Source organism: Streptomyces sp. DSM 118878 (assembly GCF_052936595.1).
Window position 1 is genome coordinate 1,254,774 of the sequence record NZ_CP193622.1, and the last position, 12,888, is coordinate 1,267,661.

The window sequence follows — 12,888 nt, forward strand, 5'->3', positions numbered from 1 at the left end:
GACCCGGCCAGGAGCAGCCCCCATGCGTTTCGCCGCCTACGAACACCATCACGTCCGGCGGGTCGCCGTGCTGGACGACGACGGCACCCTCTTCCCCTTGCCCGGCGTCACCTCGCTCACCGAGCTGCTGGAGGAGACCGGCGGCCTCGCCGGGCTGCTCTCCGCCGGAGCCTCGGCACTCGACGCGCCGCCCGGCCCCCCGCTGGACGAGGTGCGGCTGCTGCCGCCCCTGCAACCCGCCTCGCTGCGGGACTTCGTCACCTTCGAGGAGCATGTCGAGGGGGTGCGCCGGTCCGTCGACGGCGCGATCGGCGTGCCCGAGCAGTGGTATGCCGCGCCGACCTTCTACTTCGCCAACCCGCACGCCATGTACGGTCCCGAGGAGCCCGTCCCCGTACCGCCCGGTTCGGCGCTGCTCGACTTCGAGCTGGAAGTGGCGGCCGTCGTCGGCCGTGAGGGGCGCGACCTCACGCCGGAGCGGGCCCGCGATCACATCGTCGGCTACACCGTCCTCAACGACTGGTCCGCCCGTGACCTCCAGTCGGCGGAGATGCGGGTGGGGCTCGGCCCCTGCAAGGGCAAGGACACCGCCACCAGCCTCGGCCCGTTCCTCGTGACCGCGGACGCCCTCGAACGGCACCGCGACGACGAGGGGTTCCTGCGGCTGGCCCTCACCGCCGAGGTGAACGGCCGGGTCGTCGGCGAGGACCTGCTCTCCCACATGAGCTGGACCTTCGAGGAGATGGCCGCCTACGCCTCCCGCGGCACACGCGTGGTGCCGGGTGACGTGCTCGGCTCGGGCACGTGCGGCAACGGCGGCTGCCTGGCCGAACTGTGGGGCCTGCGCGGGGAACAGGCCCCACCGCCGCTGCGGCCCGGGGACACGGTGAGCCTCACCGTGCAGGGCATCGGCACGCTCCGGAACACCGTCGTCGCCGGGACCGCCCCGGTGCCGCTGCCGGTCGCCCGCCGCCGCGCCGGGAAGCGGCCGGCGGACTCCGGCGGCGGCTGACCCGGGGGTTCACTCCGGGCGCAGCCAGACCGTGGCCAGGGGCGGCAGGGTCAGGCGCAGCCGGGCGGGGCGGCCGTGCGCGGACTCCGGTTCGGCCTTCAGCGGGCCTGCGTTGCGGACGTCGCCGCCGCCGTACGAGGCCGCGTCGGTGTTGAGCACCTCGCGCCAGACCGTGTCCGCCCGGTCCACGCCGAGCTCGTAGCCGTGGCGGACGACGGGGGCGAAGTTGGACACGGCGAGCAGCGGTGTGCCGTCCGCCGCGTACCGCAGGAACGCCAGGACGTTGTCCTGGGCCGCGTCCGTCACGATCCAGGAGAACCCGGCCGGGTCGGTGTCCCGCTCCCAGAGGGCGGGCGCCTCCCGGTACCGGTGGTTGAGGTCGCGCACCAGGCACCGCACACCCTCGTGGTCCTGCTGGGCCGGGTAGGCCGGGTCGAGCAGCCACCAGTCGAGGCCGTGCTCCTGCGACCACTCGCCGCCCTGGGCGAACTCCTGCCCCATGAAGATGAGTTGCTTGCCTGGGTGGGCCCACATGTAGCCGAGGTAGGCGCGGTGGTTGGCGCGCCGCTGCCACCAGTCGCCGGGCATCTTGGAGACGAGGGCCTGCTTGCCGTGGACGACCTCGTCGTGCGACAGGGGCAGGACGTAGTTCTCGCTGTAGGCGTACACCATCGCGAACGTCATCTCGTTGTGGTGGTACTCGCGGTGCACGGGGTCGCGCTTGATGTACTCCAGGGAGTCGTGCGACCAGCCCATGTTCCACTTCAGGCCGAAGCCGAGACCGCCCAGGCCGTCGGGCCCGACGTCGTGGGTGGCCCGGGTCACGCCGTTCCACGCCGTCGACTCCTCGGCGATCGTGACGACACCCGGGCAGCGGCGGTAGACGGTCGCGTTCATCTCCTGGAGGAACGCGACGGCGTCGAGGTTCTCGCGGCCGCCGTGTTCGTTGGCGGCCCACCGCCCCTCCTCGCGGGAGTAGTCGAGGTAGAGCATCGAGGCCACGGCGTCGACGCGCAGGCCGTCGATGTGGAACTCCTCGCACCAGTACGTGGCATTGGCCACGAGGAAGTTGCGCACCTCGCGGCGGCCGTAGTCGAAGGTGAGGGTCCCCCAGTCGGGGTGCTCGGCGCGCCGTGAATCCCCCGGCTCGTAGAGGTGGTCGCCGTCGAAGGCCGCGAGCGCCCAGTCGTCCTTCGGGAAGTGCGCGGGGACCCAGTCGAGGAGCACGCCGACACCGGCCTGGTGCAGGGTGTCGACCAGGTACCTGAAGTCGTCCGGCGTGCCCATGCGGGAGGTGGGCGCGTAGAAGCCGGTGACCTGGTAGCCCCAGGACCCGCTGAAGGGGAACTCCGCGACGGGCATCAGCTCGACGTGGGTGAAGCCCGCGTCGGTGACGTAGGCGGTGAGTTCGTCCGCGAGCTGACGGTAGGTCAAGCCGGGCCGCCAGGACGGCAGATGGACCTCATACACCGAGAAGGGGCTCTCGCACACCGGGCGGTCCGCGCGGTGGGTCATCCACGCGTCGTCCGCCCACGTGTAGGAGGACTCGGTGACGACCGAAGCGGTCGCCGGCGGCACCTCCGCCCTGCGGGCCATCGGGTCCGCGCGCAGGGTGTGGCCGCCGTCGCGGCGGGCGATGTCGAACTTGTAGACCGTCCCCGCGCCGAGGCCGGGCACGAACAGCTCCCACACGCCGCTCGAACCGAGCGAGCGCATGGGGTACGCGGTCCCGTCCCAGCAGCTGAAGTCGCCGCAGACGCGGACGCCTCTGGCGTTCGGCGCCCATACGGTGAAGCGGGTGCCCGCCACCCCCTGATGGGTCATCGGGTGGGCGCCCAGCGCCTTCCAGAGCTGCTCGTGCCTGCCCTCGCCGATGAGGTGCAGGTCGTAGGCGCCGAGGGCGGGCAGAAATCGGTAGGGGTCCTGGTATTCGGTCGCCGGGCCGTCGTAGGTGACGCTCAGCCGGTAGGCGGGGATCGCGTTCCCCTCGGGTCCTTCGGACGGCAGGACCGCGGAGAAGAAGCCGTCGCCCATGGCGTTCAGCGGGATCCGCCGCTCGCCGGTGATGAGCGTGACCCCCCGGGCGTAGGGCCGCAGGACCATGAAGGCCACGCCGTCGGGGCCCGGGTGCGCGCCGAGCACGGCGTGCGGGTCGTGGTGGGTGCCCGACAGGAGCCGTCGCCGGTCCTCGGCGCCGAGCGGAGCCGGGGGCACGCGGGTCACGTGCCCGGGGGCGGGGCCGGTGACGACGGGGCCGGTGACGACGGGGCCGGTGACGACGGGGGCGCGCAGGACGGCCGCGGGGTCGGTGGCGGGGGTTTCGGTGTAGGTCACGGATCAGCTCTCCTCTGCGAGGCGGGCGATCGCCGCCATGGGTACCGGCAGCCAGTCGGGACGGTGTCTGGCCTCGTACAGCGCTTCGTAGACCGCCCGGTCCGTCTCGTAGGCCCGGAGCAGTTCGGTCTCGGTGCGCGGGTCCCACGTCGCTTCGGCGGCGTAGCCCGCGCAGTAGGCGTCCCGGCAGCGCCGCACCCATGAGGAGCGGCGCGGGTGGTGGGTGTGGGCCGCGTAGTCGAAGGAACGGAGCATGCCGGCCATGTCCCGTACGGGGGTCTGGGCGTTGCGCCGTTCGGCGAGCGGCCGGGCCGGTTCGCCCTCGAAGTCGATGACGAACCACCGGTTGCCCGCCCTGAGCACCTGGCCGAGGTGGAGATCGCCGTGGATGCGCTGGGCCGGGCGGCCGAGGCCGCGCGCCGCCACCGCCGCGTACGCGGCCCGCAGCCGTGAGACGTAGGGGACGAGCCCCGGCATCTGCCGTGCCGCGCTCTCCAGGCGCCCGGTCATGGCCGCGGCGAGCCGGGCGCCGCCGTGCGGGTCCGGTGGTTCGGTCGGGAAGGCCCTGGCGAGCGCGAGGTGCACCTCGGCGGTGGCGCGGCCCAGTTCGTACGACTCGTCGGCGAAGTCGGCGCCGGAGGCCAGCGACTGGAGCGCGAGGGTCCAGCCGTCGGTCGCCTCGCGCAGGAACGGCTGGAGCACGCCGAGGGTCATCTTCCGCGGTTCGGTGGTCCAGAACCACGCCACGGGCGCGGGCACCCGGGTGCAGTCCCCGCCCGCGAGCGCCCGCGGCACCTCCAGGTCGGGGTTGATGCCGTACTGGATGCGGCGGAACAGCTTCAGGATGTACGCGTCGCCGTACACCAGGGAGGTGTTGGACTGCTCCCCGTCGAGGAGGCGGGGCGGGAGCCCCTCGGGCACCACGCTGCGCGCGTCCCGTTCGAAGCGCAGCGGGCCCGTGGCGCCGGGCACCCGCAGGCGTTCCAGGAGCAGCCCGGCCGACCAGGGGTCGAGGAGGGCGTCGTAGACGGTGAGTCCCGCGAGCGGACCCGCGTCGGGCCTGCCGATGACGGCGTGGTGGAGCCGGGCCGGCAGGTGTTCGCGGACGCCGAGGATGAGCTGGTAGCAGTCGTCGGGCCGCCCCGCGTGCCCGGTGCGGATGAGCAGGTGCAGGCACCCCGGGTGCAGTTCGGTCGTCGACAGCACGGACAGGTCCGTCACGGGCCTGCCCTTGCCCGCGAACCAGCGTTGCCTCGGCAGCCACTCCCGGAGGAGCCCGGCCAGCGAGGTCAGCAGCTGTGGGGGGCTGAGACTGCTGGGTGACTGCGATGCGGTCTGCAGCATGCGCGACAGGTCCCTTCAGAAGTGCACCGCGGGCGCGGCCGGACGTCGTGGCTGGTCGGACAGGCGGAACCAGTAGAAGCCGTGACCGGCGAGGGTCAGGAGGTACGGCAGCTCACCGATGGCCGGGAAACGCACCCCGCCGACCAGCTCCACGGGGTGGCGTCCGGCGTAGGCCCGCAGATCCAGCTCCGTCGGCTGGGCAAAGCGGGAGAAATTGGACACACAGAGCGCCAGGTCGTCCCCGTACTCGCGGAGGTAGGCGAGGACGGCGGGGTTGGAGGAGGGGAGTTCGGTGTAGGTGCCCAGGCCGAAGGCGGGGTTCTGTTTGCGGATCTCGATCATCCTGCGGGTCCAGTGCAGGAGTGAGGAGGGCGAGGACATGGAGGCCTCGACGTTGGTGACCTGGTAGCCGTAGACGGGGTCCATGATCGCGGGGAGGTAGAGGCGTCCGGGGTCGCAGGAGGAGAAGCCGGCGTTGCGGTCGGGGGTCCACTGCATGGGGGTGCGCACCGCGTCGCGGTCGCCGAGCCAGATGTTGTCGCCCATGCCGATCTCGTCGCCGTAGTAGAGGATCGGGGAGCCGGGCAGGGACAGCAGCAGGGCGGTGAAGAGTTCGATCTGGTTGCGGTCGTTGTCCAGGAGGGTGGCCAGGCGGCGGCGGATGCCGATGTTGGCGCGCATGCGCGGGTCCTTGGCGTACTCCGCGTACATGTAGTCGCGCTCTTCGTCGGTGACCATCTCCAGGGTCAGCTCGTCGTGGTTGCGCAGGAAGATGCCCCACTGGCAGCCGGCCGGGATCGCCGGGGTCTTCGCGAGGATCTCGGACACGGGGTAGCGCGACTCGCGGCGCACCGCCATGAAGATGCGCGGCATGACGGGGAAGTGGAACGCCATGTGGCACTCGTCGCCACCGTTCTGGAAGTCCCCGAAGTAGTCGACCACGTCCTCGGGCCACTGGTTGGCCTCTGCGAGGAGAACGGTGTCCGGGTAGTGCGCGTCGATGATGGAGCGGACGCGCTTGAGCAGGGCGTGGGACTGCGGCAGGTTCTCGCAGTTGGTGCCCTCCTCGGCGTAGAGGTAGGGCACGGCGTCGAGGCGGAAGCCGTCGATGCCCAGGTCGAGCCAGAAGCGCAGGGCGGAGATGATCTCTTCCTGGACGGCCGGGTTCTCGTAGTTCAGGTCGGGCTGGTGGGAGAAGAAGCGGTGCCAGAAGTACTGCTTGCGGACCGGGTCGAAGGTCCAGTTGGAGGCTTCGGTGTCGACGAAGATGATGCGGGCGTCGCTGTACTGCTTGTCGTCGTCGGCCCAGACGTAGTAGTCGCCGTAGGGGCCTTCGGGGTCGGTGCGTGACGCCTGGAACCACGGGTGCTGGTCGCTGGTGTGGTTCATGACGAAGTCGATGATCACGCGCATGCCGCGCTGGTGGGCGCTGTCGACGAACTCCACGAAGTCGGCCAGGTCCCCGAACTCGGGAAGCACCGCCGTGTAGTTGGACACGTCGTAACCGCCGTCCTTGAGCGGCGATTCGAAGAACGGCGGCAGCCAGAGACAGTCCACGCCCAGCCACTGGAGATAGTCCAGCTTGGCGGTGATGCCCTTCAGATCCCCGATGCCGTCGCCGTTGCTGTCCTGGAAGGAGCGGACCAGGACCTCGTAGAAGACCGCGCGTTTGAACCAGTCGGGATCGCGGTCCTTGCTCGGCGTGTCCTCGAAGGTGTCCTGGACGGGCTCATTGACCATCATGGTGTGCGTGACCCTCCGGTCGTCGGGCGGTCGGCCGGCTCGCCCGGTCCGTCCGGTGCCTCGCACCGCCGCACGGTCAGCACGTGCGCGCCGCCCGGGCCGAGGCGCACGTAGTTCTCCCTGCCCCAGTGGTAGACGTCGCCGGTGAGTTCGTCGCGGACGGGTACGGTCTCGTGCCAGTCGAGGCCGAGTTCCGGCATGTCCAGCGAGACCGTCGTCTCCTGGGTGTGATGGGGGTCGAGGTTGACGGCCACCACGACGACGTCCTCGCCCGCACGCTTGCTGTAGATGATCAGCCGGTCGTTGTCCGCGTGGTGGAACCGGAGGTTCCTGAGCAGGTGCAGGGCGCGGTGGCGACGCCTTATCCCGTTGAGCGTGGTGATGAGGGGCGCGATGGAGTAACCCTCGCGCTCGGCCGCCGCCCAGTCGCGCGGACGCAGTTCGTACTTCTCCGAGTTCAGGTACTCCTCGCTGCCCGCCCGCACCGGAGTGTTCTCGCACAACTCGAACCCGGCGTAGATGCCCCAGGTCGGTGAGAGCGTCGCGGCGAGGACCGCCCGCGCCTCGAAGGCCGCGCGGCCACCCTCCTGGAGGTAGCCGGGCAGGATGTCCGGGGTGTTGGCGAAGAGGTTGGGACGCAGATAGGCGGCGCTCTCCACACTGAGGTCGGTCAGGCACTCGGTGAGTTCCCGCTTGGTGTTGCGCCAGGTGAAGTACGTGTACGACTGCTGGAACCCGGCCGCGGCCAGGGCCCGCATGACCGCGGGGCGGGTGAAGGCCTCGGCGAGGAAGATGACGTCCGGATCGGTGGCGTTGATCCGGGCGATCACCTGCTCCCAGAACACCACGGGTTTGGTGTGCGGATTGTCGACGCGGAAGATCCGCACGCCGTGCCCCATCCAGAACCGCAGCAGCCGCTCGGTCTCCGCGATGAGCCCCACCAGGTCGGCCCCGAAGGCGATCGGGTAGATGTCCTGGTACTTCTTCGGCGGGTTCTCCGCGTACGCGATGCTGCCGTCCGCCCGGTGGTGGAACCACTCCGGGTGCCGCTCCACCCACGGGTGGTCCGGCGAGCACTGGAGCGCGAAGTCCAGGGCGACTTCGAGACCCACGTCGCCCGCCCGGCGCACGAAGGCGTCGAAGTCGTCGATCGTGCCCAGGTCCGGGTGGACCGCGTCGTGGCCGCCCTCGGACGAACCGATCGCCCACGGCACGCCGACGTCGTACGGGCCGGCCGTCAGTGAGTTGTTCGGGCCCTTGCGGTGCGTGCCGCCGATCGGGTGGATCGGCGGCAGGTACACCACGTCGAAGCCCATCCCGGCGATGGCGGGCAACCGCTCGGCCGCCGTGCGGAACGTGCCCGGCACCGGCGGCGCACCCGCACGGAGCACCGCGCCCTCCGAGCGCGGGAAGAACTCGTACCAGGAGCCGAAGAGCGCCCGCCGCCGCTCCACGAGCAGGGGCAGGGCGTCCGTGCGGGTGACCCGCTCCCGCAGCGGGTGGCGTGCGAGCACCGCTTCCACCCCGGGGGTGAGTGCCGCCGCCAAACGGGCCACGGGTGAGCGCAGTTCGTCCCGCAACGCCCGCGCGGCGTCGAGCAGCGCCCGGCGGTCGGCACCCTCGGGCACCCCTCGCGCGGCGCGCTCGTACAGCCGCGCGCCCTCTTCGAGGGTGACTCCGGCGTCGACCCCGGCCGGGACCTTCACCTCGGCGGCGCGGCGCCATCCGGTCACCGGGTCCGCCCACGCCTGAACGGCGTACGTCCAGCGGCCCTCGGCGTCGGGGGTCACGTCGGCGCCCCAGCGGTCGGTGCCGGGGGCCAGTTCACGCATCGGGGTCCAGGGGCCCGGGCGGCCGTCGGGGCCCACCAGCACGACGTCGGCGCCGACCGCCTCGTGGCCCTCCCCGAAGATCGTGGCCGTGACCTGGAAAGTCTCCCCCGGCACGGCCTTGGCGGGGCGGCGCCCGCCTTCGACCACCGGCCGCACGTCCCGGACGGGGACGTCGAAGGTGACCGGGCGCTCCGTCGGGACCGGCGGCACCGTCCGCGCGGGGGCGAGCTCGCGGGGCGCCTTCGACCGGGCGGCGCCCTGCCCCGGGGCGAGCGGCTTGGCGCGGGCGGCGCGCCGCTTCGGGGCGGGCGCGGGCGGCTTCGGTGTGGGCGCGGGCGGCTTCGGCCGGGCGGTACTCCACTCCGGGACAGAGGTCGTCGGCCGGGCGGCGCTCGTCTGCGGAGCCTGGGTCATCGATCTCTCCTCTGGGTGGACGGCCACCGGCCGCCGGTCACTCGTCGAAGCGCGTCCGCGCGCCGCGGTCGACGGGGTCGGCGCCGACCAAAGCTTGTGGACCCATAGTGCACGGAGGGACACGAAGCGTCCTGTTGGGTCTTCAACGACTCCGGGAGCGGCTCGTGTTGCACGAATGGAGCAGTGTGCCCACTCTGATAGTGACTCAGAAGCGAACGACGCTCACGCTTCGTGCTCGGGGCATCGGCTCGCAGAGCCGTTCGGTACCGGAACCTTCCCTGAAGGGAGCCAAGAGCGATGAAAAGGTCAATCCCCTGCTACTACCACCTTGAGGTGGAGATCACCCCGGAGAGGATCGAGCAGGTCAAGCGCATTCTGGCCGCCCATCTCCGGCACTGGGGGTTGGGGACGCTCGTCGAACCCGTGAGCCACTGCGCCGGCGTACTGCTGCGGGCGGTGGTGGAACACGGGACGGACAAGAACACCGCCGTGGAGCTGTGGTGGAACAGGCACCACCTCATCACCGCGGTGTCGGACAACGAACGCGACCTCCCGGACCCGCACTACGGGCCGCGGGGGTGTCTGGCGGAGATCGCCGCGCTGAGCGACGGCTGGGGGAACTATCCGGCCGGCGACGGAAAGATCATCTGGTTCTCGCACCGCGCCCGTTCCGCCGAACGGGCCCCGCTGGCGCCGTTCATGCCCACGCCCGGCCTGCGCACGGCCCTGCGCGTCCCGCGCGAGGTCCCCGTCGCCGCGATCGCGGCTTCGGAGCCGGTGGAACCGCTGGTCGCCGCCGCCCCGCCGAGCGCCCACATCCGGCGGTCCGACGAATCGTGCCCCAGGATGGTGGAACGATCCTCAGCGCCGGATCCGGGGCCACGCATCGCCCCCGCCGTGTGAGCGTCACGTTCACGCGGCGGGGCACCAGGGCCGCGGCGCCCCGCTGGGGAAGCCGCGGCCCTTCGGCGTCCTGACGCCGGGCGCGCGACCGGACTCGACCACGCCCATCCGTACGGAGGCAGCGCGTGCGCACCTGGACCGGACGCCCATTCCCGCTGGGCGCCACCTACGACGGTGAAGGCACCAACTTCGCCCTCTTCAGCGAGGTCGCCGACCGTGTCGACCTCATCCTCATCGACGAGGACCGCACACACCGCCGCGTCCCCCTCACCGAGGTCGACGGCTTCATCTGGCACGGCTACCTGCCCGGTGTCGGGCCCGGCCAACGCTACGGCTACCGCGTGCACGGCCCCTGGGACCCGGCCGCGGGCCACCGCTGCAACCCCGCCAAGCTGCTCCTCGATCCCTACGCAAGGGCGTTCGAGGGGCAGGTGGACAACCACCCCTCCCTCTACGAACTCGCCGAGGACGGACCCGACCCCGCCGACAGCGCCGCGCACACCCTGCTCTCGGTGGTGACCGACCCCGCCTTCGACTGGGAGGGTGACGTGCCGCCCAGACGGCGGTACGCCGACAGCGTGATCTACGAAGCGCATGTGCGCGGCCTGACGCGCAAGCACCCGGGGGTCCCGGCGAAGCTGCGGGGCACCTACGCGGGGCTCGCGACCGAACCGGTCATCGACCACCTCCTCTCCCTCGGGGTGACCGCCGTCGAGCTGATGCCCGTGCACCAGTTCGCGCAGGACGGCTTCCTGCTCGACCGGGGCCTGTCCAACTACTGGGGGTACACCTCCATCGGCTTCTTCGCCCCGCACAACGCCTACGCGGCCCACGGCTCGCGCGGCGAACAGGTCACCGAGTTCAAGTCGATGGTCAAGAAGCTGCACGCGGCCGGGCTCGAAGTGATCCTCGACGTGGTCTACAACCACACCGCGGAGGGCAACGAGAACGGCCCGACGCTGGCCTTCCGCGGCATCGACAACGCCTCGTACTACCGGCTCGCGGAGGACGACCCCGCGCACTACTTCGACACCACCGGCACGGGCAACAGCCTGCTGATGCGCCACCCCAACGTCCTCCAGCTCGTCATGGACTCGCTGCGGTACTGGGTCACCGAGATGCACGTCGACGGCTTCCGCTTCGACCTGGCCGCCACCCTCGCCCGCCAGTTCCACGACGTGGACCGGCTCTCGGCCTTCTTCGACATGGTCCAGCAGGACCCGGTGGTCGGCCGCGTCAAACTGATCGCCGAGCCGTGGGACGTCGGCGAGGGCGGCTACCAGGTCGGCAACTTCCCGCCGCTGTGGTCGGAGTGGAACGGCAAGTACCGGGACTCGGTGCGCGACTTCTGGCGGAGCGAGGAGCACACCCTCGCCGAGTTCGCCTCCCGGCTGACCGGCTCCGCCGACCTCTACCAGCACGACCGCAGGCGGCCGCGCGCCAGCGTCAACTTCGTGACCGCGCACGACGGCTTCACGCTGCGGGACCTGGTCTCGTACAACGACAAGCACAACGAGGCCAACGGCGAGAACGGCCGGGACGGCGAGAGCCACAACCGCTCCTGGAACTGCGGCGCCGAGGGGCCCACCGACGACGAGGCGGTGCTCGAACTGCGGGGCCGCCAGCAGCGCAACTTCCTGGCCACCCTGCTGCTCTCGCAGGGCATCCCGATGATCGCCCACGGCGACGAGCTGGGCCGCACGCAGCGGGGCAACAACAACGCCTACTGCCAGGACAGCGAGCTCACCTGGGTCAACTGGGACCTCGACCACGAACAGCGCGGCCTGGTCGCCTTCACCCGGCGCTGCATCTCCCTGCGCACCGCCCACCCGGTGCTGCGACGGCGCCGCTTCTTCCGCGGTGACACGGTGACCCACGAGGGCCAGCCACTGGCGGACCTGGTGTGGCTGCGGCCCGACGCGCGGGAGATGACGGAGGACGACTGGCAGCGGGCGGACGCACACTCCGTCGCGGTCTTCCTCAACGGTGACGCCATCGCGGAGCCGGACGCCCACGGCAGGCCCGTGGTGGACGACTCCTTTCTGCTGTTGTTGAACAGCTTCCGGGAGCCGATCGCCTTCCGGCTGCCGGACCCCGCGTACGGTGAGCGGTGGATGACACGGATCGACACCTCGGACCCTCAGGGCCTTTCGGACGAGACCGAACACAAGGCGGGCAGCGAGGTCGCCGTCGAGGCACACAGTCTGCTCCTGCTCTCCCGGCCCTCCATGACCGCGAGCGGCACCGCGCGACAACGATGCCCGGACGGCGACGCCCCATGAGGCTCTCGGTACGCCATCCGCGGCAGATCCCGGGCCCGGCGGGCCCGAACACACAGGTGCCGGAGTAATTCTCGAGGGTGCCTCGAATTCCAGGACGGGTTGCACATGCACCACGACGACAGGAAGCCACCGGGCCGGGAGAGCACGGCGGTCGCGGGCGAGGGCGCCCGCCCCGCCAGGAGGACCGGGTCCGTACTGAGTGAGTCAGCGGTCGGGGCTCCCTGCTGGGTCAGCCTGACGGCACGAGACCTCACCACCGCACAAAGGTTCTACGGGGCGGTGATGAACTGGCAGTTCCGCCCGGCCAAACTCGGCGAACAGTTCTCCGTCGCCACCGCCGAGGGCGACCCCGTGGCCGGGGTCGGCGCCGTCGCCACCTCGCTTCAGGTCGCGGTGGCCTGGACCCCGTACTTCGCCGTGCTGAGCGCGGACGAGACGGTGGCCCGCGTCCGGGAGCGCGGCGGGACGACCGCGGTGGGGCCGATCCCCTTCCCCAACGGGCGCGCGGCCCTGCTGTCCGACCGGGACGGGGCCGTCTTCGGGATCTGGGAGGGCGAGATCCTCACGCGATGGCGCAGCGAGTCGCACGCCGCGCCGGCCTGGCTCCGGCTGCGCACCCGCGACGCCTTCGACGCCGCCATCTTCTACGGCGAGGTGCTCGACTGGGCGTGCGGGCGGCCGGAGTGCTGCGAGGTGCGCTACCAGGAGGAAGAGGTGGTCCTCTTCAGCGGCGGCCGCCCGGCGGCCCGGCTCAGCTCCGGTGCCGTCGAGGCCTCCCCCGACCCGGCGGTCCGGCCGCACTGGCAGATCTACTTCACCGTGGCGGACGTCGAGGCGTGCGTGCGCGCGGCGGTCGAGAACGGCGGGCACGTGATCGACCAGGACCTGTCCGGGCGGCCCCCGACGGCGACGCTGCGCGACGCGGACGGCGCGCAGTTCAGGGTCATCGGCCGGGAGCCGGGCCAGCGGCGGCCCTGAGACGGCGGGCCCGAGACGTCCGAGACGGCGGGCACGAGGAAGCCGG

Annotated in this window: 8 protein-coding genes; 4 read left to right on the forward strand and 4 right to left on the reverse strand. The window is 71.5% G+C overall.

The genetic code is table 11. From position 1 onward, the window contains the following. The first annotated feature begins 22 nt into the window (after positions 1-22). Positions 23-1,012 carry a fumarylacetoacetate hydrolase family protein gene (locus ACRAKF_RS05260; protein WP_447035645.1) on the forward strand — a complete coding sequence of 330 codons (990 nt, stop codon included), beginning with the start codon at positions 23-25 and terminating at the stop codon, positions 1,010-1,012. A gap of 9 nt (positions 1,013-1,021) precedes the next feature. On the opposite strand, the gene glgB is transcribed toward ACRAKF_RS05260, so the two are convergent. From glgB to ACRAKF_RS05280, 4 genes are all read right to left on the reverse strand, one after another. Further along, positions 1,022-3,235 carry a 1,4-alpha-glucan branching enzyme gene (gene glgB, locus ACRAKF_RS05265; protein WP_447041822.1) on the reverse strand — a complete coding sequence of 738 codons (2,214 nt, stop codon included), beginning with the start codon at positions 3,233-3,235 and terminating at the stop codon, positions 1,022-1,024. Between the two features lie 114 nt (positions 3,236-3,349). Then, on the reverse strand, positions 3,350-4,690 hold the full coding sequence (locus tag ACRAKF_RS05270) for a maltokinase N-terminal cap-like domain-containing protein (RefSeq protein ID WP_447035647.1): 1,341 nt from the start codon (positions 4,688-4,690) through the stop codon (positions 3,350-3,352). Between the two features lie 15 nt (positions 4,691-4,705). Next, positions 4,706-6,433 (reverse strand): maltose alpha-D-glucosyltransferase, encoded by a 1,728-nt coding sequence (treS, locus tag ACRAKF_RS05275; RefSeq protein ID WP_447035649.1) that lies wholly within the window; start codon positions 6,431-6,433, stop codon positions 4,706-4,708. Further along, positions 6,430-8,679: an alpha-1,4-glucan--maltose-1-phosphate maltosyltransferase gene (locus ACRAKF_RS05280; protein ID WP_447035651.1), complete on the reverse strand. Its 2,250-nt coding sequence runs from the start codon at positions 8,677-8,679 to the stop codon at positions 6,430-6,432. Before ACRAKF_RS05280 ends, treS begins: the two co-directional genes overlap by 4 nt. Positions 8,680-8,976: 297 nt before the next feature. Here ACRAKF_RS05280 and ACRAKF_RS05285 point away from each other — a divergent pair, with 297 nt between their 5' ends. The 3 genes from ACRAKF_RS05285 to ACRAKF_RS05295 all read left to right on the forward strand — a co-directional run bounded on the left by ACRAKF_RS05285 (position 8,977) and on the right by ACRAKF_RS05295 (position 12,842). Next, the gene (locus tag ACRAKF_RS05285; RefSeq protein ID WP_447035653.1) at positions 8,977-9,582 is read left to right on the forward strand and encodes a pep a2; all 606 of its coding nucleotides are present in this window, start codon (positions 8,977-8,979) and stop codon (positions 9,580-9,582) included. Positions 9,583-9,707: 125 nt separating this feature from the next. After that, positions 9,708-11,864 (forward strand): glycogen debranching protein GlgX, encoded by a 2,157-nt coding sequence (gene glgX / locus ACRAKF_RS05290; protein ID WP_447035655.1) that lies wholly within the window; start codon positions 9,708-9,710, stop codon positions 11,862-11,864. 105 nt (positions 11,865-11,969) lie between these two features. Next, positions 11,970-12,842, forward strand: a complete 873-nt coding sequence (locus ACRAKF_RS05295; RefSeq protein ID WP_447035657.1) for a VOC family protein — start codon at positions 11,970-11,972, stop codon at positions 12,840-12,842. Positions 12,843-12,888 lie beyond the last annotated feature (46 nt).

Bases quoted from the DNA above. Each gene is read 5' to 3' on its own strand.
- treS (WP_447035649.1), bottom strand. From the start codon at position 6,433: ATGATGGTCAATGAGCCCGTCCAGGACACCTTCGAGGACACGCCGAGC.
- ACRAKF_RS05260 (WP_447035645.1), top strand. From the start codon at position 23: ATGCGTTTCGCCGCCTACGAACACCATCACGTCCGGCGGGTCGCCGTG.
- ACRAKF_RS05270 (WP_447035647.1), bottom strand. From the start codon at position 4,690: ATGCTGCAGACCGCATCGCAGTCACCCAGCAGTCTCAGCCCCCCACAG.
- ACRAKF_RS05285 (WP_447035653.1), top strand. From the start codon at position 8,977: ATGAAAAGGTCAATCCCCTGCTACTACCACCTTGAGGTGGAGATCACC.
- ACRAKF_RS05280 (WP_447035651.1), bottom strand. From the start codon at position 8,679: ATGACCCAGGCTCCGCAGACGAGCGCCGCCCGGCCGACGACCTCTGTC.
- ACRAKF_RS05295 (WP_447035657.1), top strand. From the start codon at position 11,970: ATGCACCACGACGACAGGAAGCCACCGGGCCGGGAGAGCACGGCGGTC.